The following is a 20566-nucleotide window of genomic DNA, read 5'->3' as shown; positions in this document are numbered from 1 at the left end:
ATTTGAATCGACCGAGGGGGAGGGCGGGTTGAAAGTTCAGGAACGACGCGCCAAAGGACCGCCGCCTAACCTCTTTTCACATCGCCGCAGGTTAGAAAACTTTTTTATGGGGTCCCCCATTCGATGATTAATAGGAGTTTTCGATTATGTCTGGACCACCGAAAACCCCGACCCATCTACGTTTGGTGAGGGGTAACCCATCAAAACGCCCGATTAATGAAAACGAACCTAAGCCAGCTGCAGGGGTACCCCCAACGCCGAAGCATTTCGACAAGCAGGGGAAATACTGGTTCAGGCGTATGGCTGAAGAGCTCGATGCGCTAGGCGTCATGTCGCAGCTGGACGCGAGAGCACTTGAGCTTCTGGTTGAGGTTTACACTGAGTACCGGCATCACTGCGATACGCTGGAGAGAGAAGGCTACACCTACGCCGTTTATAGCGACGAAGAGCCGGACGAAGGTAAAGAGCGAGAGATTCGCATGATCAAGGCTCACCCGGCCGCCATTATGAAAGCTGATGCCTGGAAACGTCTGCGCGCCATGCTCGGTGAGTTCGGCATGACGCCTGCCAGCCGCTCTAAAGTGAATGCAAAAGGTCCTGATGCGGTTGATCCGCTGGCCGAGTTTATGAAAGCGAGGGATTAATGGCTAAGGTTGCAGAAGGCATCCGCTATGCCGAGAGGGTGGTGGCGGGAGAAATTATTGCCTGTGAGTATGTGCGCCTTGCCTGTCAGCGTTTTCTTGACGATCTGGCACACGGCGAAGAGCGCGGTATTTTCTTCAGTGAGCCGCGCGCGCAGCACATTCTGAATTTCTATAATTTTGTTCCTCACGTCAAAGGTGCGCTGGCAGGCCAGCCTATTGAGCTGATGGACTGGCATGTTTTCATCCTGATTAATATTTTTGGCTTTGTTATCCCGCTGGTGAACGAAGAGACGGGGGAAACCGTCCTGCGTAACGACGGCAGCGGTCGGCCGGTGATGGTTCGGCGTTTCCGTACAGCAGATGTTGAGGTGGCCCGTAAAAATGCCAAATCAACGCTTTGCTCTGGCGTGGGGCTTTATATGGCTGGCGCAGACGGCGAGGGCGGGGCGGAGGTTTATTCCGCTGCAACTACCCGTGACCAGGCGCGAATTGTTTTTGAAGACGCGAAAAATATGGTCAAGAAGGCGAAAGCCACTCTTGGGCGGATCTTCGAATTCAACAAGCTCGCTATCTACCAGGAGCAAACGGCCTCCAAATTCGAGCCTTTATCATCAGATGCGAACAACCTCGACGGCCTGAACATCCACTGTGCCATCGTCGACGAGCTGCATGCTCATAAAACCCGTGACGTCTGGGACGTTCTGGAGACGGCCACAGGCGCGCGCCTGCAATCGCTGCTTTTCGGTATCACCACCGCCGGCTTCAACAAAGAAGGTATCTGTTACGAACTACGCGATTACGCAATCAAGGTCCTGCGCGGCCTGGTTAAAGACGATACGTTTTTTGCCATCATCTACACCTTAGATGAAGGTGACGATCCCTTTGATGAAAAAGTCTGGCAGAAGGCGAATCCGGGGCTGGGTATCTGTAAGCGCTGGGATGACCTGCGCCGCCTGGCTAAAAAGGCGAAAGAGCAGGTTTCGGCCAGGATTAACTTTTTCACCAAACACATGAATATCTGGGTTACCGCTGAGTCTGCCTGGATGGACATGATGAAATGGGAAAAATGCGAGTTTATCGCCCCGCAGCACGAACTTAAAACCTATCCCTCCTGGGTGGGCGTTGACCTTTCAAACAAAATTGATATCTGTGCAGCCGCTAAAGTCTGGCGCGCGCCAAGTGGCCACGTTCATGCGGATTTTAAATTCTGGCTGCCGGAAGGACGCCTTGAGAAATGTTCACGCCAGATGGCAGAGCTCTATCGTAAGTGGGCCGAGATGGACAAGCTGATCCTTACCGACGGGGATGTAATCGACCATGCTCAGATTAAGGAAGAGCTACAGCTGTGGGTAGCTGGCGAGAGCCTGAAAGAAATTGGCTTCGACCCGTGGAGTGCGACGCAGTTCAGCCTTGCGCTGGCAGAAGAAGGGTTGCCGCTGGTGGAAGTGCCGCAGACGGTTCGCAATTTCTCTGAGGCGATGAAAGAGGTCGAAGCGCTGGTATACGGTGGCCGCTTCCATCACAGCGATCACCCGGTGATGAACTGGATGATGTCCAACGTAACCGTCAAACCGGACCGTAACGAGAACATTTTCCCGAATAAGTCCACACCAGAAGCCAAAATTGATGGCCCTGCGGCCTTGTTCACAGCAATGAGCCGCGTTCTGGTTAACGGTGGCAACGACCAGCAGGATCTCTCCGGATTCTTCAATAATCCCATCATGGTAGGTTTCTGATGAAAAAAAACAAACGGCCAGGCAGGGTTAAAAGTGCTTTGCTTAACTGGCTTGGTGTGCCTATCAGCCTGACTACCGGAACGTTCTGGGAGGAATGGTTTGGTACCAGCAGCAGCGGAAAGGTGGTAACGGCCGATAAAGCCATCCAGCTATCGGCTGTGTGGGCATGCGTAAGACTGTTAAGCGAGTCTATTTCAACCCTTCCGCTGAAAATATACGTTCGACAGCCTGACGGTTCGCGTAAAGCGGCAACCGATCATCCGGCCTATTCGATACTGTGCCGCCGACCCAATTCAGAAATGACACCATCACGCTTTATGTTGATGGTAGTCGCCAGTATTTGCCTGCGCGGGAACGCCTTCATTGAGAAGAAATTCATCGCAAACCGCCTGGTTTCGCTGGTGCCTTTGCTGCCGCAGAACATGGTGGTTAAACGTCTCGTGACCGGGGCGCTGGAATACAAATACACTGAAAACGGTAACGAGCGCGTCATTCCCGTCAAAAACATCATGCACATTCGCGGGTTCGGTCTTGACGGCGTTTGCGGCATGATGCCGATGAAAACAGGCCGGGATGTGATCGGTTCTGCAATGGCGGTTGAGGAGTCTGCTGCGAAGATATTTGAACAGGGGCTTCAGAGTTCAGGTTTTCTCTCCGCTGAGAATGCGCTGTCTGACGAACAACGTGAAAGACTTCGTGGCTATATGGCATCATTCACCGGCTCCAAAAACGCCGGAAAAATTATGGTTCTTGAAGGCGGCCTGAAATATCAGGGCGTGACCATGAACCCGGAAGATGCTCAGATGCTCGAAAGCCGCGCATTTAGCATTGAGGAGATCTGCCGCTGGTTTCGCGTGCCGCCTTTCATGGTTGGCCACACCACGAAACAAAGCAGCTGGGCATCCAGCCTGGAAGGGATGAACCTGCAGTTTCTGACTCATACCCTTCGACCGCTGCTGGTGAATATTGAGCAGGAAATTGGCCGGTGCTTACTCGACAGCGATGACGAAGTGTTTGCAGAATTCTCTGTTGAAGGTCTACTGCGAGCCGATAGTGCCGGTCGCGCGGCATACTATACCAGCGCGCTTCAAAATGGCTGGATGTCCCGTAATGACGTTCGCCGTCTGGAGAACATGCCACCGATTGAAGGTGGCGATATTTACACCGTTCAGCTCAACCTGACGCAACTGAAAAATCTCGAAAGCAGCAACCCTGCTGTTCAGGCACTGGCCCTGCGAGAGCTGCATAACCACGTATTCCCCGATATTTCCTTTGAACAATCTCCGCTGAAACAGGCCGCTTAGGAGCACTTTCCTGATGAGCAAAAAACAACTTCCGGTAGCACCGGCTGGTCGCCCCTGCGCGCGCGTTACCTGTGAAACATTACCGTCCGCACTGGACCGCTGGGACGGCGGGATCAAAGCGGCGGCCACCGACGATAACAGCATTTCTGTTTTTGATGTTATCGGGCAAGACTACTGGGGCGAAGGGGTAACCGCTAAACGTATTGCCGGTGCGCTTCGGGCTATGAACGGCGCCGACGTTACGGTGAATATCAACTCACCGGGCGGCGACATGTTCGAAGGTCTGGCTATTTATAACCTGCTCCGAGAATACGAAGGCCGTGTAACGGTGAAGGTGCTGGGCATTGCCGCCAGCGCCGCCTCGATAATTGCGATGGCCGGGGATGATATTCAGATTGGCCGCGGTGCCTTCCTGATGATCCACAACTGCTGGGTATACGCGATGGGAAACCGCCATGATTTTGCTGAACTGGCACAGTCACTGGAACCCTTCGATACCGCTATGGCTGACATCTACGCGGCGCGCTCCGGCCTTGATATGGCCGCTGTGCAGAAGCTGATGGACGCGGAAAGCTATATCGGTGGCAGTGATGCAGTAGCGAAGGGACTGGCAGACAGCTTGCTTTCTGCTGATGCGGTCAGCGACGGCGACGAATCGCCTGCAGCCGCGCTTCGCAAACTTGATGCATTGCTGGCCAAGACCAACACCCCGCGCTCTGAGCGCAGAAAACTCATTAAAGCCTTATCCGGTGGCATGCCTGGCGCTGTCACCACCAACGACGGTACGCCGGGCGCTGCCGAAGACATCAAACCTGAAACCATCAATTCACTTGAAAGCGCCCTGGCGGCGTTAGTCAAATAAGGACCCTTTATGTCTGAAGTAAACGATATTCTGAAAAAAGTCACGGCCAGCATTGAAGAGGCTACCGGCAAGTTCAACGCGAAAGCAGAAGAAGCAGTGAAGGAGGCGCAGAAGTCCGGCAAGCTGTCAGAAGAAACAAAGGCAGCCGTCGATAAAATGGCTTCTGAGTTCAACGCCCTGCGTGAGGCAGAAAAAACGCTGAAGGCAGCTATGGGCGAACTGGAGCAACATGTTGCCCAGATGCCGCTGGCAAACGCGAAGCATGTTGTGGAATCAATCGGCCAGCAGGTGATCTCTGCTGAAGCGCTGAAAACCTTTGCCTCCGGGGTGGAAGGTGGCAAACGTATCAGTATCCCGGTTAAGGCGGCATTGACTTCTGCTGATGTGCCTGATGGCGTTATCGAACCCCAGCGAATTCCAGGCATCGATACGGCACCGAAGCAGCGCCTGTTCATCCGCGATCTGATTGCGCCTGGTCGCACTTCCTCCCCTGCTATTTTCTGGGTGCAACAGACTGGCTTTACCAACAACGCGAAAGTGGTTCCTGAAAATACACAGAAACCATACAGCGAAATTGAGTTTACGCCGAAAATCACTGGCGTTAGCACCATCGCTCATCTGTTCAAAGCCTCAAAGCAGATCCTGGATGACTTCGCACAGCTGCAGTCAACCGTTGATGCAGAAATGCGCTACGGACTGAAGTACGCGGAAGAGCAGGAAATTCTCTTCGGTGATGGTACCGGCGTGCATCTGCATGGCATTGTTCCTCAGGCGTCAGCATTTAACCCGGCGTTTACTGTAGAACAGCAGAGCGGTATTGACGATCTGCGTCTGGCAATGCTGCAGGCGCAACTGGCGCGCTTCCCGGCATCCGGCCACGTTCTTCACTTCATTGACTGGGCGCGGATCGAGCTGACCAAAGACAGCCTGGGCCGATACATTCTGGCTAACCCTGCGGCGCTGACTGGACCGACGCTTTGGGGCTTGCCGGTTGTAGCCACGGAAGCGGCGGCCTTCCAAGGTAAATTCCTGACTGGTGCTTTCAACGCTGGGGCGCAAATCTTCGACCGCGAAGATGCGAACGTGGTTATCTCCACGGAGAACGCCGACGACTTCGAGAAAAACATGATCACCATCCGTTGCGAGGAACGTCTGGCGCTGGCCGTCAAACGACCTGAAGCGTTCGTGTATGGCTCTTTCAGCACTGGCTCAGGTAGCTGATAAACACTGCGGCCTTCGGGCCGCTTTCACAGGTGGGAAAATGAAACTGATCGCACTCAAACCGATTTATTTCGGCGGTACCGTCGTTACAGAAGGGCTTCCGCTGGAAACTCTGGAACAGCACGGGCGCGAGCTCATCAAAAAAGGTTATGCGATGCTCGATGAATCAGAAAATCCTGCAGAGCAGGAACAGCAGCAGGAACAGCAGCAGGAACAGCAGCAGGAACAGCAGCAGGAACAGCAGCAGGAACAGCAGCAGGAACAGCAGCAGGAACAGCAGCAGGAACAGCAGCAGGAACAGCAGCAGGAACAGCCGGAAGTAAAAGCGGACAAGAAGGCGAAAAAATAATGGTCGACCTTGATGTGGTGAAACAGCACTGCCGCATTGATACCGATTTTTCCGGAGACGATGCCCTGCTGACTTTATACACCGGTGCGGCGGCGCGTTACGTCCAGACATGGACAAGGCGAACGCTCTATGAAAACCAAAACTCCCTTGGCTACGCAGACGACCCGGACCCGATTCTACTGAATGATGATGTTAAAGCGGCCATGTTATTGCTGATAGGTCACTGGTATGCCAACAGAGAATCAGTTTCCGTCGGTCAGACCGTTGCAGAGGTCCCGTTTGCAGTTGAAGCCTTGCTGCAGCCATACCGAATTTACGGGGTATAGGAGGACTTTATGCAGGCCGGAAGACTGAGAGACAGGGTGGTGGTTCAGAACATCACAACATCCAGAGATCCTTCTGGCCAGCCTGTTGAAACATGGCATGACGGCGCAGAAACCTGGGCAGAAGTAAAGGGCATTAGTGGGCGCGAGCTGGTAGCCGCTGGTGCTGAAACCGCAGTCGCCACTATCAGGGTATGGACACGATTTCGTAGCGATATAACTGCTGCGTCCAGACTCAGGGTTATGACTGGCCCGTTCAAGGGCGCCATTTTGAATATCATTGGTCCGCCAATCCCTGATTCTCGTGGTATTCAGCTCGAAATTCTTTGCAAACAGGGTACCGAAAAATGATTGATACGAGGCTCGATTTTTCCGGGCTGAATGACATCGCAAAGGATCTGGAGGCGCTTAGCCGCGCTGAAAACAACAAGGTTCTGCGTGATGCCACGCGCGCCGGCGCCGAAGTGCTTAAGGAAGAAGTGATCGCCCGCGCTCCGGTGCGTACCGGGAAACTGAAAAAAAACGTGGTGGTGGTGACCCAAAAAAGCCGTCGCCGCGGGGAAATTTCTTCCGGCGTCCATATTCGTGGCGTTAACCCGCGCACCGGCAACAGCGATAACACGATGAAGGCGAAGAACCCGAGAAACGCCTTTTACTGGCGATTCGTTGAAATGGGAACCGTTAACATGCCACCGCACCCTTTCATTCGTCCCGCGTTCGATGTTCGCCAGGAGCAGGCGACGGAGGTTGCGATCAGGCGCATGAACCAGGCCATTGACGAGGCATTAAGCAAATGACGGAAGAAGATCTCTATCCTCTGCTGGCGCCGCTGGCCGGAGGGCAGGTTTATCCCTACGTTGCGCCGCTCGGCAGTGACGGGAAGCCTTCAGTCTCGCCGCCCTGGGTAATTTTCTCGATTATTACCGACGTGGCCGCAGACGTTCTTTGCGGTCAGGCTGAATCTGCCGTTTCTGTGCAGGTTGATGTCTATTCCAGCACCATCGCTGAAGCGCGCACGATCAGGAATATGGCGCTGGATGCTCTGCAGGTTCTGAAGCCGGAAAGCATTGTGAAAACGCCGGGCTATGAGCCCGATCTGCGCTATCACCGGGCGACGCTTGAATTTCAGGTAACCGTTTAACCTTACCCACCATAACAGACCGCTTCGGCGGTCTTTTTTTAACTGGAGAAACCATGACCAGTAAGTATGAAGTCACAAAGGGGATGACCTTTGCCGTCTCCGACGCACCCGTAACCGCCGAGGATTTTAACGCCTCAGGTTTCCCGGGGGCTGGTGTTACCTGGCTGGAAACAGCCTGTGCAACAAAGGAGATCACCTTCACCGGCGGGCAGAAAGGGGATATCGACGTAACCACGCTGTGCTCAACTGAACAGGAGCAAACCAACGGCCTCGCCGCGCCTGCCGAAATGAGCATTACCCGTAACTGGGTTGGCGATGAAGCAGCACAGGAGGCACTGCAGACCGCTTACGAAAATGACGAACTGCGCGCGCTGCGCGTGGTATTCCCGTCTGGCAACGGTTTTTACGTGCTGGTGGAGGTACGCCAGAGCTCATGGTCTGCTGCAACCTCATCCGTTGTTGGCGCTACCTATTCTCTGCGTGTACGTGGCAAACCTAAACGCATCTACGCGTCTGGTTCCTGAGCGGCTTCGGCCGCTTTTTTTATCCATCCGATCATGTAACAAGAGAAAAATGAAATGCCGCAAAAAACATCACAGAATTCATTACGCAACGTGGCACTTACTGCATCGAAAGCCTACCGCACAAAAGAAGGTATCACAGTCCCTGAATGGGATGGCGTAAAGGTAACGCTGCGTGAACCCTCTGGCGATGCCTGGGTGAAATTCCGGGAGATCGTTAATCCCCAGCTGGCCGAGGGCGAAGAGGCACCGACGCTGACGGAGGCGGAAAAGTTTCTGCGTAACAAAGAGGCTGATGTGGTTCTGTTTATTGACGTTCTGCTGGATGAAAACGGCGAGCGAGTATTCACCGATGAGGATCAGGAGCAGGTATCTAAAATTTATGGTCCTGTGCACTCCCGCCTGCTGGCTCAGGCCCTCAACCTCGGCATGAGCCAGGAAGAAGCGGGAAAGCCGTAAAGCAGCCGCTGACCTTCTTCCTGATGTCGCTGGCGCTCCGGTTGGGGCGTACTCTCCACGAACTGCGCCAGACCATGACCGCCAGCGAGCTCAAAATGTGGATCGAGTTCGACCGCATCAGTCCGATTGGTGACTGGCGCGCCGATGCTCAGGCGGCGCAGATCTCCGTTGCAATGCTGAACTCTCAGGGCGGGAAATTCACCATTCCTGACGTGATGCTGAAATGGGGTGAGCAGGAAGAAGGCGCTGAAGTCTCTGAACTTGAAGAATGGATGTCCAGTCTTTGATGCCCGCGGCTGCGGGCTTTTTTATGGGTGAAATATGGCAACGCTGCGCGAGCTCATCATCAAAATTTCGGCGAACTCTTCTTCTTTTCAGTCAGAGATCGCCAGAGCGTCCCGCATGGGAACCGATTACTACCGCACTATGGAACAGGGCGGGAAAAAAGCTGCAGCGGCCACGCGTGAAACTCAGCGGTCTTTGGCTGACCTGAATTCTCAGCTTGCAACCGTGCGATCCTCTGCTGCCGGGCTTGCCGGTGCGTGGGCTGGTGCATTTGCCACGCATCAGCTGATTCAGTTTGCCGACACGTGGAACCAGTTGAATGGGCGTCTTCGCCTTGCGTCCTCTTCCAGTGAGGATTACGTGCAATCCCAGCGCGTGCTGATGGAGATTAGTCAGCGCACCGGAACATCCCTCGAGGCAAACAGCAACCTGTACAGCAGAATTGCGCAGTCCCTGCGTGATGCCGGTTACGCTTCTGCTGACGTCGCAAAAGTTACGGAAACCGTAGCAACCTCACTCAAGCTGTCTGGCGCCAGTACCGAAGAGGCGAGTTCTGTTATCACCCAGCTTAGCCAGGCGCTTGGCTCAGGCGTTTTGCGAGGCGAAGAATTTAACTCCATCATGGAGAACGGCGGCCGCCTGGCGAAACTGCTGGCTGATGGGCTGGGTACCACTGTTGGTGGCCTGCGAAATATGGCCAACAACGGCGAGCTGACGACCAACAAGATAGTCCCACTGCTGACCAACGTTGAGATCCTCCGTAAAGAGTTCGACACCCTTCCCGCATCAATCAGCGGATCTGCACAGAAAGTGCAAAATGCCTTTCTCGCATGGGTGGGCGGGGCGAACGATGCGGTCGGCGCATCATCAACTCTATCCGGCGTGCTGGATGGTCTGGCGAATAATATCGATGATGTGGCAAATACAGCCGGTATTCTGGTTGGTGTTGGCCTCGCTCGTTATTTTGGCAATATGGTTGGCAGCGTCGCTCAGTCAACCCGGGCAGTGCTCGCTAATACGGCCGCCGAGGTCGCACTGGCGCAGGCTCAGGTTCGCGGCGCTCAGGTTAGCGTTGCTGCTGGTCGCCAGGCTGTTTACCGCGCTCAACAGGCGCGCGCGGCGGCGACGAGTATTGAGGCTCAGATTGTCGCTGAGCGTAATCTTGCTGCTGCTCAGGCATCACTCAATACGGCGCTTGCTGGCAGGACTTCGGCCGTTAATAACCTCACCAATACAGCCTCGTTGATGTCCCGCCTGGGTAGTGGCGTTCTTGGCATTCTCGGTGGCTGGCCTGGAGTGATTATCGGTGCTGGCGCTGCGATGTATGGCCTTTATCAGCATACCCAGCAGGTGCACCGTGAGGCGGTAGGTTTTGCCAACAACCTCGACGAGATCAACACCAAGCTCCAGCAGATGTCGGTGCTTGGCCTGCGCTCGACCGCGGCTGATGCCCGTACATCTTTACAGGCGCAAAAACAGGACCTGGCCGACCTCGACTCTCAGATCGCTAAGGTGAAAGACAGCCTTAAGGCGGTTGACCAAATCCAGCAGGACTACAACCGCCATCCGACGCTGACCCTGATCAACACCTTCATGGACCAGGCCGACATCACGGCCAAAAACATCGAGCTGACTGATAAGCTGAACCAGCTGGAGTACCAGCGCGAACAGGCAGCTTCAAAAGTCGAGCAAACGCAGAAGCTGGTTAACCAGGCCAGTGATCTGGCCACGCAAAAGGCTATCGAACAGGCTGGTGCCGTATCAATACTGAAAGGTGCGTATGACCTGCTTAACCGCTCGATGTCAGCGACCGCTGGCGCCAAGCCGCCGCAATATGCCGGGCCCGTCGTCTCACTGGCGAATGCAACGCCTCAACAGCAAACTGCACTGGAGCGCTCGCGCCGCGATAATGAGCTGGCCAGCTTAAGCGGATTAGAGAAACTCCATCAGCAGCACGTCTACGAAGCAGAAGACCTGCAGCTGACGGGGGCGCTTTACACACAGTACATCTACAACAAGGATCAGGCAGCCAAAAAGGATGCAGCGGCTGCGGAGGCAAAGAAAACCTCTACCGCCGCCTCGAAAGCGCAGAGTAAAGCCGAGCGCGAAGCGGCCAGCACCGCCGAACAGTATTCCCGGAAAATGGCCGATCTGAGCGTGGCTATCGACGTGCAACGCGTTCGGGCCACGGAAGGCGAAAAAGCCTCGGAGCTTTACGCTGCATCGCACCAGGCAGGCACTAAATGGACCGACGAGCAGCGCAGGGCGATCCAGGCATCATCAGCAGAGCTGGCAAAATGGACGCAAAAAGCCGACGAGAACGTGCGCAAGCAGCGCGAACAAGCTGATGCCATAAAGGATTTAACTGAAGCGGCCCGAAAGTTCAGGGATGAGGCGACGCTGACAACCGAAACCGCAGGCATGAGCGATCGCCAGCGCAGCCGGTTCGACGAGACGCAACAGATCGACCGTGTTTTTGCTAAAACGGACGGCGGTACCGAGGCCATCGCGCAGCGCGCTGCAGCCCTCGATGCTCTGGATAAGAAATACAAGGCTATTGCAGCAGCTGAAGCGGACTGGATGTCCGGAGTATCACGCGGCTATGCCAACTGGTTTGATGAAATCAGTAACGTATCCGGCACGGTTTCTGACGGGGTGAAAACCACCCTCGACAGCGCGTTTGGTAATGTCACCTCAATGCTCGAAGGCAATAAGGTTAGTTGGAAATCGTGGGGTATTTCTGTCCTGCAGATCATCGAAAAAGTAGCGCTGCAGATGGCGGCGGTCAGCGCGATGGGTGGTGCCTCTTCCGGTTCTGGCATCTTTGGCTCACTCATCGGCAGTGTAGGCAGCTTTTTCGGCGGTGGGGCGGGAGCATCAGCCAGCACCGGTACGGCGGTTTCCAGTTATGGCTCAAGCTTCCAGTTTAACGCCAAAGGCGGCGTTTATGACTCTCCATCCCTGAGTGCTTTCAGTAATGGGATCGTCAGGAACCCCACCATGTTCGCTTTCGCAAAAGGCGGGGCCGGAATCATGGGCGAGGCTGGTCCGGAGGCAATCATGCCGCTGACCCGCGCGCCGGATGGTTCTCTCGGTGTCCGTGCGGTCGGAGGTGGCGGAGGTCAGTCCGTATCGTCGGCGCCACAGGTTTATATCACCATCGATGGTAACGGCAACACTCAAACTCAGGCCTCACCAGGCCTTGAGCAATTTGGTGCAGAGGTCGGGAAATTTGTCGATCAGCGATATAAGCAGAATGTAATGCGTGATATCCGCCCCGGCGGTGACATCTGGAACGCAATGAAAGGAAACCGATAAATATGGCCATCGAAACTTTCACATGGTGCCCACGGATTAACGCTGAGGCTGATACAAATTTCCGCGTCAGGAAAGCCAAGTTTGGCGATGGATATGAGCAGGTTTCAGGTGATGGATTAAACCCTAAAAGCCAGCAATGGACGCTTAATTTCACCGGCAATGAAATCTACATTTCCGCCATAAAGACTTTTCTCGACAGGCATGAAGGAACAAAAGCCTTTCAATGGAAGCCACCGCTCGAACCTTTGGGTTTGTATCGTTGCGAAACGTATAAACCCACCGGGCTCGGCGCGGGAAAATTCAACCTTGAAGCAACATTCATCCAGGCATTTAAACCATGAGCTTAAACGCAGATTATCAGAAGCTGGAATCCGGAAACGATGTTCGTCTGATTGAGGTGGACGGTTCTTCCTTTGGGCTAACAGACGTTCTCCGCTTTCACAATTACAACATTCCCCACACAGAAGCGGAAATCATCGCAGCTGGTGGGGATGAGTCCAAGCTTCCGGCTAAACCGATCTGGTGGCAGGGAAATGAATACGCCGCCTGGCCGTATCAACTGGAAGGTCTGGAGAAATCAACCAGTGGGAGTAATGCAACGCCATCACTGACGGTTGCGAACATCGAAAGCTCCATTTCTGCTCTGTGTCTTGCGTATGACGATCTTCTGCAGGCTAAAGTCACTATTCACGACACAAAAGAGAAATATCTCGATGCCAGGAATTTCGCAGACGGTAACCCTTCAGCAGACCCGACTCAGGAAAAGCTGCAGGTCTGGTATATCGACGGGAAAACGGGCGAGCTTGCCGGTGAAACCGTTGAATTTGTTCTGTCCAGCCCGATGGACCTGCAGGGGCAAATGATCCCGACGCGACAGCTTCATTCCCTGTGTACCTGGTGCATCCGGAATAAATATCGTACCGGCGACGGCTGCGACTATGCTGGCACCCGCTATTTCGACAAAAACAACAACCCGGTAAGCGATCCGTCGCTGGATGAATGCAATGGCACGCTGACGGCCTGCAAACTCCGATTCGGCGAAAATAACGAACTCTCGTTTGGTGGCTTCCCGGGCACGTCTTTGATCAGGAGTTGATATGCGTCAGAAAACCATCGATGCGATTATGGCGCATGCTGCAGCTGAATATCCTCTTGAGTGTTGCGGCGTGGTGGCGCAGAAAAGCCGCGTTGAACGTTATTTCCCGTGCCGGAATCTTGCCGCGGCGCCGGAGGACAATTTTGTCCTTTGCCCTGAAGACTACGCAACTGCTGAGGACTGGGGAACGGTGATCGCCATCGTTCACAGTCACCCTGACGCCACAACGCAACCGAGCGAACTGGATAAAGCGCAATGCGACGCAACGCTTTTACCCTGGCATATTGTGAGCTGGCCGGAGGGGGATTTACGCACCATCCAGCCGCGCGGAGAACTGCCTCTGCTGGAGCGTCCGTTTGTGCTTGGACACTTCGACTGCTGGGGGCTGGTAATGAGCTATTTCCGGCAAACGCATGGTATCGAGCTCCACGATTACCGGGTGGATTATCCCTGGTGGGAAAACGACTATCCGGACAACTTCTATCAGGATTGCTGGTATGAGTGCGGATTCCGTGAATTCGACGGGCCACCGAAACCCGGCGATATGGTGATCATGCAGGTTCAGGCCGATAAGTGGAATCACGCGGGAATTCTGCTGGAGGGAAATATGCTGCTGCACCACCTGTACGGACATCTGAGCCAGCGCGTGCCGTATGGTGGCTACTGGCAGGAAAGGACGATGAAGATTCTACGTCACAGATCTCTATGCTAACCTTTACGAAATTTCAAAGGAGCATGAAAATGAAAAAGCTATTCTTGGTGCTAGTTATTGGTTTGGCTGGCTGCTCTGTAAATTCCCTCGAATCCCAAAAGCCTATTCTTTCAGAGCACACTTCAAAGAGTGCAGATCAGGTTAACAGGTGCCTGGCCCCAAAATGGGTGGAGCTTCGATCTTCAAGCTCCAGCATACCAACTGAATCAGGTTACAAAATAACAGCATCAGACGATATTTTCGGGGCCCTTTCAGTGGTGAATATCGATAAATCAGAAGCAGGCGGAAGCGATGTTAAAGTTTACGCCGTCGCAAAAGGATGGAACGATCACTGGGCTACTGCTGCCAGATCATGCCTTTGAAAAGTTAAAAATAAGCTAAGCCACCTTCGGGTGGCTTTTTTTATGGAGAAATAAAATGTCAGAGGTCATGACCCGAATTGAGCTTGGCGGTGTTTTGGGTAAAACCTACGGAAAGGTTCACCATCGATTAATACGCACAACCGCTGAGGCGATCAACTCTCTTACAAAAACTATAAACGGGCTGGAGAAATTCCTGATCACCAGCAAAGCAAGGGGCCTGACTTACGCCGTTTTTAAAGATAAAAAAAATATCGGAAAGGATGATTTTGGTTTTCCGGTAACCGGTGAAGTTATTCGAATTGTCCCGGTGGTAATCGGAAGTAAAAAAGCCGGGGTATTACAGACAATTCTTGGCGCCGTGCTCGTCGTTGTTGGCGTAGCCATTGGCTATTTCTCAGGCGGCACTCTATCAGCGGTGGGGTACGGGGCTGCGAAATTCGGTGCAGCCATGATGCTGGGAGGTGTTGTCCAAATGCTATCTCCTCAACCTGCAGGTCTGGCAAGCAAACAAAGCGCAGATAACCGCGCATCCTACGCATTCGGTGGTGTAACAAACACCGCGGCGCAAGGCTATCCAGTACCGCTCCTATATGGCCGCCGGCGGATAGGCGGAGCGATTATTTCTGCCGGAATTTATGTCGAAGATCAGCAGTAGATAACTAACTTTTTTCTGGCCACCTTCGGGTGGCTTTTTTTATGGGCGCAATATGGCTACAGATAAAGTGTTAAAGGGCCGCAAGGGCGGCAGCTCCAGTTCACGAACCCCTACCGAACAGCCTGATGATCTGCAATCTGTAGCGAAGGCAAAAATCCTCGTTGCGCTTGGGGAAGGGGAGTTTGCAGGGCAGCTAACCGGCAAAGATATCTACCTGGACGGAACAGCCCTGGAGAATGCTGACGGCTCCCAAAACTTCAGCGGCGTAACGTGGGAGTTTCGCGCGGGAACGCAGGCGCAAAAATATATTCAGGGTATTCCCGGTACCGAAAATGAAATCAGCGTAGGAACTGAGGTATCAAGCGCTACAGCATGGACGCGCACCTTTACCAATACGCAGCTTTCAGCAGTTCGCCTGCGTCTGAAATGGCCCTCGCTTTTCAAACAGGAGGACGACGGAGATCTGGTGGGTTATTCGGTCAATTATGCGATTGACCTGCAGACGGACGGCGGCACATGGCAGACGGTACTCAATACTAGCGTGACCGGCAAAACGACGTCTGGTTATGAGCGCAGCCACCGTATCGATTTACCGCAGGCTGGCAGCACCTGGACAATACGTCTGCGTAAGATTACCTCTGATGCCAACAGCGCGAAGATCGGCGACACGATGACGCTGCAGAGCTTCACCGAGGTGATTGACGCCAAACTGCGCTACCCGAACACCGCGCTGCTCTACATCGAATTCGACTCAAGCCAGTTTAACGGCTCTATCCCGCAGATCTCCTGCGAGCCTCGCGGCCGTGTTATCCGCGTTCCAGATACCTACGACCCTGAAACCCGCACTTATAGCGGTACATGGACCGGTGCGTTTAAGTGGGCATGGACGGATAACCCTGCGTGGATTTTTTACGATCTGGTTGTTTCTGACCGGTTCGGCCTCGGGCACCGTTTGACCGCTGCGAATATTGATAAATGGACGCTTTATCAGGTTGCCCAGTATTGTGATCAGATGGTACCAGACGGCAAAGGGGGCAACGGTACCGAACCACGTTATACCTGCAACGTGTACATTCAGGACCGGAACGACGCCTACACAGTCCTGCGTGATTTTGCCGCTATCTTCCGTGGCATGACCTACTGGGGCGGGGATCAGATTGTGGCCCTGGCTGACATGCCGCGCGATGTTGATTACAGCTACACGCGCGCTAACGTTGTTGGCGGTCGCTTCACCTATTCGAGCAGCACCACGAAAAGCCGCTACACCACAGCGCTGGTTTCATGGTCAGACCCGGGTAACGCTTATGCCGACGCAATGGAGCCGGTATTTGAGCAGGCGCTGGTGGCGCGATACGGCTTCAATCAGCTGGAAATGACAGCCATCGGCTGCACCAGGCAGTCAGAAGCGAACCGAAAGGGGCGCTGGGGTATTCTCACCAACAACAAGGATCGCGTTGTTTCGTTTGATGTCGGGCTAGACGGCAACATTCCGCAGCCGGGCTACATCATCGCCGTGGCAGACGAGCTGCTTTCCGGAAAGGTTATGGGCGGCCGCATCAGCGCCGTTAACGGTCGCGTTATCAAACTTGACCGTGTAGCTGATGCAGCACCAGGTGATCGCCTTATTCTCAACCTTCCCTCCGGAGCGTCGCAGAGCAGGACCATTCAGGCCGTGAACAGTGAATCAGTCACAGTCACCACGGCATACAGTGAGACGCCACAGGCCGAAGCTGTTTGGGTGGTTGAATCTGACGAGCTTTACGCGCAGCAGTATCGTGTTGTCAGCGTTTCCGATAACGATGATGGCACATTCTCGATTACCGGCGCATGGCACGACCCGGATAAATATGCCCGTATCGATACCGGAGCCATCATTGACCAGCGGCCGGTGAGCGTGATCCCGCCGGGCAACCAGTCGCCGCCTGACAACATCGTGATCAGCTCGTTTTCCGTGGTGCAGCAAAATATCAGCGTCGAAACGATGCGCGTAAGCTGGGACCAGGCGCAGAACGCTATCGCCTATGAAGCGCAATGGCGCCGGAACGACGGGAACTGGGTTAACGTGCCGCGCAGCTCCACCACGTCATTCGACGTCCCGGGGATTTATGCCGGGCGCTACCTGGTGCGCGTACGCGCAATCAATGCCGCAGAAATCTCGTCCGGATGGGGCTATTCAGAAGAGAAAACGCTGACCGGTAAAGTGGGCAATCCACCGAAGCCGGTTGGCTTCATCGCTTCTGAAAATGTGGTGTTCGGTATCGAGCTGAACTGGGGATTCCCTGCGAATACCGACGACACGCTGAAGACGGAAATTCAGTACAGCCTGACCGGTACCGAAGACGATGCGATGCTGCTGGCCGATGTACCTTACCCACAGCGCAAATATCAGCAGATGGGCCTTAAGGCTGGGCAGATTTTCTGGTATCGGGCGCAGCTGGTGGACCGCAGCGGCAACGAATCAGGTTACACAGAATGGGTGCGCGGTCAGGCCAGCATCGACGTGTCCGACATCACCGATGTGATCCTGGAGGAAATTAAAGACTCGGATACCTTCAAGGACCTGATCGAGAATGCCGTTGATACCAACGAAAAAATTGCTGGTATGGCTGACGACATCAAACAGGCCAACGATGAACTTGAGCTGCAGGCGCAGGAAATCGCAAAAAACGCGCAGGACATCGGGCAGGTTCAGACCAGTGTTAATGAGCTTTCGAGCACGGTCGGTGATGTGTCGTCCTCTCTATCAGATCTTGAGCAGACCGTCGCAACGGCTGATACCGCGCTGGGCCAGCGAATCGATAGCATCAGCGTGTCTATGGACGGCATGACGGGCGGATTTAAGAACTCAGCCATTGCCATTATCCAGAACGGGCTGGCTCAGGTAGCCACACGTAAATCGTTGTCAGCTTCGGTCGCAGGGAACAGCGCGCAGTTGGATCGTATTGATGAGGTAATCGTCAGCGAGAAGGAAGCCACAGCGCGCTCATTGCTGAGTCTGCAGACGGACGTTAACGGCAACAAAGCATCCATCAACAGCCTGAACCAGACGTTCTCCGACTATCAGCAGGCTACGGCCACGCAGATAAACGGCATTACGGCGACTGTGAACGGGCATACCTCCGCCATCACCACTAACGCTCAGGCGATAGCCAACGTTAATGGCGACCTCAGCGCGATGTACAACATCAAGGTTGGTGTCTCCAGCAACGGGCAGTATTACGCCGCGGGGATGGGTATCGGCGTGGAGAATACGCCATCCGGCATGCAGTCGCAGGTTATCTTCCTGGCAGATCGCTTCGCAGTCACCACGGCGGCCGGTAACAGCGTGGCCTTGCCGTTCGTGATCCAGAACGGGCAGACATTCATCCGGGCCAGCTTCATCCAGGACGGCACCATTGAGAACGCCAAAATCGGCAACTATATCCAGTCGAATAACTATGTGGCTGGTTCTGCAGGCTGGAAGCTTGATAAGGGAGGAACGTTCGAAATTAACGGCGTGGCCGGGGGCGGGAGGATGCTGATAACCAGCACTCTCATTCGCATCTATGACAGCAATAACGTGCTGCGTGTCAGAATGGGGTTATGGTAATGCCACAGGGGTTGCAATGCTGGGACAGTGCAGGGAGGATAGCGGTTGATTTGAGTGATTATGCCATCCGGTATATCGGAAGCACCTCGGTAACATTCGCTGCGGGGGAAACGTCGAAAAACGTTTCCTTCGCCGGGATAACCCAGGATGGCTCATTCATATCAATTGTGTCGACTGGCGTCACGGTCAATGAATATCACTGCCGCGCATATAATGGCGGCTTTACTGCTTACTATTTGCCGTCTACCGGTAGTCCTGCGATCACTCTCAATGTGGAGGTGTATAACTTTCAATGAGCGGATTCGAAGTTTACAACAGCGATGGAAAATTACTGGTGGACTCGCAAAACAGGTCCACCCTTTTTTATGACCAGCGTACGCTCGGCGCAGTGAACAACAAGGGTTTTTACCAGGTAGACAGCCCATTTGGGAATGGCAGTACCCTGGGATTCACTCCGCAGGCATTCTGGAATGACGGGAGATTAAGGTGGCTGCAGCTTGGCGCAAACAGATACGGGATGCCTGGTGCAGACCTGCTTGAAGATAACGCGGGGAGCATGATCCGCACTGCGCGTAACATTGGAATACAAAGCGGGTATCTGGATGTCTTCGACAGTGCCGGAAATCTCATCTGGAGCGCGGCTTCAGCCTCAAAAATGCCCCGCGTTGTCGGGTTCTTTGACGTACCGGCGAACTATGACCTGCAGAACAACACACTATCGGTGAACCTCAGTTTTAACCCGTGGATTCTGGTAAACAACTGCCCCGGAAATCTCAGCGATGACGGGGAGGTGGTCGGTTATTCAGGGATAGTGCTGAAGTGGACGGGCTCACAGCTGCAGGGGAGGTATATTTCTAAAAATCAGCGCAGCTGGAGCCAGACGATGCAGGGGCGAGGATTAAGAATCCCTGTCGCTCAGTTTGTCGGTATTTGAAACAGGCGGGACACGTGGATACTGCGTGGCAATCATATCCTGCCTGACTCCCTTCGCAGCGTTGAAGCGATAAACGACATCGAGTTTATCTGTTTTTTTATAGCAAATATTACTCAGACGTTTATTAACATGGCGGCTGAATATTCCATTACTGCTGTCTGAAATAACTTTCATTTCCTTGGTGGCACAATCGATATTCACATGAATATCGCCACCTAGGGAAAGTCGCGCTGCATCCACCGGATAATCCATTTTAAATGCGTAATCTGTGTGTTTATCGGCACAGCCAGCCAGCAGCAAAAGTGCTGCAGCAAATAATCGTTTCATTTCTACATTCCTGTAAGAGCGGGAATATCCATTCTATTCAAGTTTAAAAAATAGTCAGATTGATATGAGCGATCAATTTTACATTATTGATCGTTTCAAACGATCATTATTATCGTGAGGTAGTTCATGCTTTATAACACTGGCACTATCGCTATCAATGGAAATACCGCGACCGGCACCGGCACAAACTGGACGGCACCCGCCAGCCAGGTTCGCGCTGGCCAGACGATTATTGTAATGTCTAACCCGGTCCAGATGTTCCAGATTTCATCCGTGAACAGCGCCACGTCAATGACGGTTACGCCTGCCGCTTCCCCTGCGCTGAGCGGCCAGAAGTATGGAATTCTTGTGTCGGACATTATCTCAGTCGACGGCCTGGCACAGGCCATGTCGCAGCTCATCAAAGAGTACGACGAGAACATTGGCGCGTGGGAGACGTTCGCTACTACCTCAGCAAACCAGAGCATCACAGTTACCATAAACGGCACCGCCGTAACCATCCCAGGCATCGGTAAACTGGCTCAGAAAGGGAGCAATGGTGCGCTTGCAATCGCTGACGGCGGGACCGGGGCAACTACGGCAGAAGGCAGTCGCACAAACCTCGGTTTGAGAAGTGCTGCTTTGGCCGATGTTTTAGGCACAGTTTCCCAGACTGGAGGAGTGCCCACCGGAGCAGTGATAGAGAAGGGGGCAAATTCGAATGGTGAGTATGTTCGTTTTGCCGATGG

General features: G+C 53.8%; 23 protein-coding genes and 1 pseudogene. 22 read left to right on the top strand and 2 right to left on the bottom strand.

Annotated features, from left to right (window positions below; translation table 11 throughout):
* Positions 1-146: 146 nt before the first annotated feature.
* The 21 genes from EQV24_RS08105 to EQV24_RS08005 all read left to right on the top strand — a co-directional run bounded on the left by EQV24_RS08105 (position 147) and on the right by EQV24_RS08005 (position 19511).
* Complete coding sequence (locus EQV24_RS08105; RefSeq protein ID WP_045326830.1) at positions 147-644, top strand: phage terminase small subunit P27 family; 498 nt, start codon at positions 147-149, stop codon at positions 642-644.
* On the top strand, positions 644-2380 hold the full coding sequence (locus EQV24_RS08100) for a terminase TerL endonuclease subunit (RefSeq protein ID WP_130626432.1): 1737 nt from the start codon (positions 644-646) through the stop codon (positions 2378-2380). Before EQV24_RS08105 ends, EQV24_RS08100 begins: the two co-directional genes overlap by 1 nt.
* Entirely contained in the window at positions 2380-3684 is a 1305-nt protein-coding gene (locus EQV24_RS08095; protein WP_130626431.1) for a phage portal protein, read from the top strand. The genes EQV24_RS08100 and EQV24_RS08095 overlap by 1 nt, the downstream gene beginning before the upstream one ends.
* A gap of 13 nt (positions 3685-3697) precedes the next feature.
* Positions 3698-4546 carry a head maturation protease, ClpP-related gene (locus EQV24_RS08090; protein WP_063217331.1) on the top strand — a complete coding sequence of 283 codons (849 nt, stop codon included), beginning with the start codon at positions 3698-3700 and terminating at the stop codon, positions 4544-4546.
* 9 nt (positions 4547-4555) lie between these two features.
* On the top strand, positions 4556-5767 hold the full coding sequence (locus EQV24_RS08085; protein ID WP_046091695.1) for a phage major capsid protein: 1212 nt from the start codon (positions 4556-4558) through the stop codon (positions 5765-5767).
* 40 nt (positions 5768-5807) lie between these two features.
* Positions 5808-6116, top strand: coding sequence for a hypothetical protein (locus EQV24_RS23650; RefSeq protein WP_165876012.1), 309 nt, complete (start codon positions 5808-5810; stop codon positions 6114-6116).
* A complete protein-coding gene (locus EQV24_RS08080; RefSeq protein ID WP_129541400.1) occupies positions 6116-6442 on the top strand; it encodes a head-tail connector protein in 327 nt (108 codons plus the stop codon). Before EQV24_RS23650 ends, EQV24_RS08080 begins: the two co-directional genes overlap by 1 nt.
* Positions 6443-6451: 9 nt before the next feature.
* Complete coding sequence (locus EQV24_RS08075) at positions 6452-6790, top strand: phage head closure protein (protein ID WP_001549110.1); 339 nt, start codon at positions 6452-6454, stop codon at positions 6788-6790.
* The gene (locus tag EQV24_RS08070) at positions 6787-7236 is read left to right on the top strand and encodes an HK97-gp10 family putative phage morphogenesis protein (RefSeq protein ID WP_130626430.1); all 450 of its coding nucleotides are present in this window, start codon (positions 6787-6789) and stop codon (positions 7234-7236) included. Before EQV24_RS08075 ends, EQV24_RS08070 begins: the two co-directional genes overlap by 4 nt.
* Positions 7233-7580, top strand: coding sequence for a DUF3168 domain-containing protein (locus tag EQV24_RS08065; protein WP_058651214.1), 348 nt, complete (start codon positions 7233-7235; stop codon positions 7578-7580). The genes EQV24_RS08070 and EQV24_RS08065 overlap by 4 nt, the downstream gene beginning before the upstream one ends.
* Positions 7581-7633: 53 nt before the next feature.
* On the top strand, positions 7634-8104 hold the full coding sequence (locus EQV24_RS08060; protein WP_130626429.1) for a phage tail tube protein: 471 nt from the start codon (positions 7634-7636) through the stop codon (positions 8102-8104).
* Positions 8105-8158: 54 nt separating this feature from the next.
* Positions 8159-8560 carry a phage tail assembly chaperone gene (locus EQV24_RS08055; RefSeq protein WP_130626428.1) on the top strand — a complete coding sequence of 134 codons (402 nt, stop codon included), beginning with the start codon at positions 8159-8161 and terminating at the stop codon, positions 8558-8560.
* A gap of 23 nt (positions 8561-8583) precedes the next feature.
* Positions 8584-8847, top strand: a complete 264-nt coding sequence (locus EQV24_RS08050) for a DUF4035 domain-containing protein (protein ID WP_000050396.1) — start codon at positions 8584-8586, stop codon at positions 8845-8847.
* A 34-nt stretch (positions 8848-8881) separates the two neighbouring features.
* On the top strand, positions 8882-12163 hold the full coding sequence (locus EQV24_RS08045) for a phage tail tape measure protein (RefSeq protein WP_130626427.1): 3282 nt from the start codon (positions 8882-8884) through the stop codon (positions 12161-12163).
* 2 nt (positions 12164-12165) lie between these two features.
* Entirely contained in the window at positions 12166-12504 is a 339-nt protein-coding gene (locus EQV24_RS08040; protein WP_130626426.1) for a phage tail protein, read from the top strand.
* Positions 12501-13259 (top strand): phage minor tail protein L, encoded by a 759-nt coding sequence (locus tag EQV24_RS08035; RefSeq protein WP_130626425.1) that lies wholly within the window; start codon positions 12501-12503, stop codon positions 13257-13259. Before EQV24_RS08040 ends, EQV24_RS08035 begins: the two co-directional genes overlap by 4 nt.
* A gap of 1 nt (position 13260) precedes the next feature.
* Positions 13261-13971 (top strand): C40 family peptidase, encoded by a 711-nt coding sequence (locus tag EQV24_RS08030; RefSeq protein ID WP_130626424.1) that lies wholly within the window; start codon positions 13261-13263, stop codon positions 13969-13971.
* Positions 13972-14000: 29 nt separating this feature from the next.
* The gene (locus EQV24_RS08025; RefSeq protein WP_223861874.1) at positions 14001-14333 is read left to right on the top strand and encodes a hypothetical protein; all 333 of its coding nucleotides are present in this window, start codon (positions 14001-14003) and stop codon (positions 14331-14333) included.
* Between the two features lie 55 nt (positions 14334-14388).
* Positions 14389-14988, top strand: coding sequence for a tail assembly protein (locus EQV24_RS08020; protein WP_000005717.1), 600 nt, complete (start codon positions 14389-14391; stop codon positions 14986-14988).
* Between the two features lie 52 nt (positions 14989-15040).
* Entirely contained in the window at positions 15041-18577 is a 3537-nt protein-coding gene (locus EQV24_RS08015) for a phage tail protein (RefSeq protein ID WP_130626423.1), read from the top strand.
* A gap of 292 nt (positions 18578-18869) precedes the next feature.
* Entirely contained in the window at positions 18870-19511 is a 642-nt protein-coding gene (locus tag EQV24_RS08005) for a hypothetical protein (protein WP_130626422.1), read from the top strand.
* On the opposite strand, the gene EQV24_RS08000 is transcribed toward EQV24_RS08005, so the two are convergent.
* Positions 19476-19838 carry a hypothetical protein gene (locus tag EQV24_RS08000; protein WP_165876011.1) on the bottom strand — a complete coding sequence of 121 codons (363 nt, stop codon included), beginning with the start codon at positions 19836-19838 and terminating at the stop codon, positions 19476-19478. The genes EQV24_RS08005 and EQV24_RS08000 overlap by 36 nt on opposite strands.
* Positions 19839-19969: 131 nt before the next feature.
* Positions 19970-20197, bottom strand: coding sequence for a hypothetical protein (locus EQV24_RS23810; protein WP_243649023.1), 228 nt, complete (start codon positions 20195-20197; stop codon positions 19970-19972).
* Between EQV24_RS23810 and EQV24_RS23805 the strand changes: the two are divergent.
* Positions 20187-20566 (top strand): annotated as a pseudogene (locus EQV24_RS23805) (phage tail protein); the annotation flags it as partial. The gene EQV24_RS23810 and the pseudogene EQV24_RS23805 sit on opposite strands and share 11 nt — an antisense overlap.

The organism is Enterobacter sp. A8 (assembly GCF_004296595.1).
Taxonomy (GTDB): domain Bacteria; phylum Pseudomonadota; class Gammaproteobacteria; order Enterobacterales; family Enterobacteriaceae; genus Enterobacter; species Enterobacter cloacae.
This window is presented reverse-complemented; position numbering and strand designations above follow the sequence as displayed.

Bases quoted from the DNA above. Each gene is read 5' to 3' on its own strand.
- EQV24_RS08105 (WP_045326830.1), top strand. From the start codon at position 147: ATGTCTGGACCACCGAAAACCCCGACCCATCTACGTTTGGTGAGGGGT.
- EQV24_RS08100 (WP_130626432.1), top strand. From the start codon at position 644: ATGGCTAAGGTTGCAGAAGGCATCCGCTATGCCGAGAGGGTGGTGGCG.
- EQV24_RS08095 (WP_130626431.1), top strand. From the start codon at position 2,380: ATGAAAAAAAACAAACGGCCAGGCAGGGTTAAAAGTGCTTTGCTTAAC.
- EQV24_RS08090 (WP_063217331.1), top strand. From the start codon at position 3,698: ATGAGCAAAAAACAACTTCCGGTAGCACCGGCTGGTCGCCCCTGCGCG.
- EQV24_RS08085 (WP_046091695.1), top strand. From the start codon at position 4,556: ATGTCTGAAGTAAACGATATTCTGAAAAAAGTCACGGCCAGCATTGAA.
- EQV24_RS23650 (WP_165876012.1), top strand. From the start codon at position 5,808: ATGAAACTGATCGCACTCAAACCGATTTATTTCGGCGGTACCGTCGTT.
- EQV24_RS08080 (WP_129541400.1), top strand. From the start codon at position 6,116: ATGGTCGACCTTGATGTGGTGAAACAGCACTGCCGCATTGATACCGAT.
- EQV24_RS08075 (WP_001549110.1), top strand. From the start codon at position 6,452: ATGCAGGCCGGAAGACTGAGAGACAGGGTGGTGGTTCAGAACATCACA.
- EQV24_RS08070 (WP_130626430.1), top strand. From the start codon at position 6,787: ATGATTGATACGAGGCTCGATTTTTCCGGGCTGAATGACATCGCAAAG.
- EQV24_RS08065 (WP_058651214.1), top strand. From the start codon at position 7,233: ATGACGGAAGAAGATCTCTATCCTCTGCTGGCGCCGCTGGCCGGAGGG.
- EQV24_RS08060 (WP_130626429.1), top strand. From the start codon at position 7,634: ATGACCAGTAAGTATGAAGTCACAAAGGGGATGACCTTTGCCGTCTCC.
- EQV24_RS08055 (WP_130626428.1), top strand. From the start codon at position 8,159: ATGCCGCAAAAAACATCACAGAATTCATTACGCAACGTGGCACTTACT.
- EQV24_RS08050 (WP_000050396.1), top strand. From the start codon at position 8,584: ATGTCGCTGGCGCTCCGGTTGGGGCGTACTCTCCACGAACTGCGCCAG.
- EQV24_RS08045 (WP_130626427.1), top strand. From the start codon at position 8,882: ATGGCAACGCTGCGCGAGCTCATCATCAAAATTTCGGCGAACTCTTCT.
- EQV24_RS08040 (WP_130626426.1), top strand. From the start codon at position 12,166: ATGGCCATCGAAACTTTCACATGGTGCCCACGGATTAACGCTGAGGCT.
- EQV24_RS08035 (WP_130626425.1), top strand. From the start codon at position 12,501: ATGAGCTTAAACGCAGATTATCAGAAGCTGGAATCCGGAAACGATGTT.
- EQV24_RS08030 (WP_130626424.1), top strand. From the start codon at position 13,261: ATGCGTCAGAAAACCATCGATGCGATTATGGCGCATGCTGCAGCTGAA.
- EQV24_RS08025 (WP_223861874.1), top strand. From the start codon at position 14,001: ATGAAAAAGCTATTCTTGGTGCTAGTTATTGGTTTGGCTGGCTGCTCT.
- EQV24_RS08020 (WP_000005717.1), top strand. From the start codon at position 14,389: ATGTCAGAGGTCATGACCCGAATTGAGCTTGGCGGTGTTTTGGGTAAA.
- EQV24_RS08015 (WP_130626423.1), top strand. From the start codon at position 15,041: ATGGCTACAGATAAAGTGTTAAAGGGCCGCAAGGGCGGCAGCTCCAGT.
- EQV24_RS08005 (WP_130626422.1), top strand. From the start codon at position 18,870: ATGAGCGGATTCGAAGTTTACAACAGCGATGGAAAATTACTGGTGGAC.
- EQV24_RS08000 (WP_165876011.1), bottom strand. From the start codon at position 19,838: ATGAAACGATTATTTGCTGCAGCACTTTTGCTGCTGGCTGGCTGTGCC.
- EQV24_RS23810 (WP_243649023.1), bottom strand. From the start codon at position 20,197: ATGTCCGACACAAGAATTCCATACTTCTGGCCGCTCAGCGCAGGGGAA.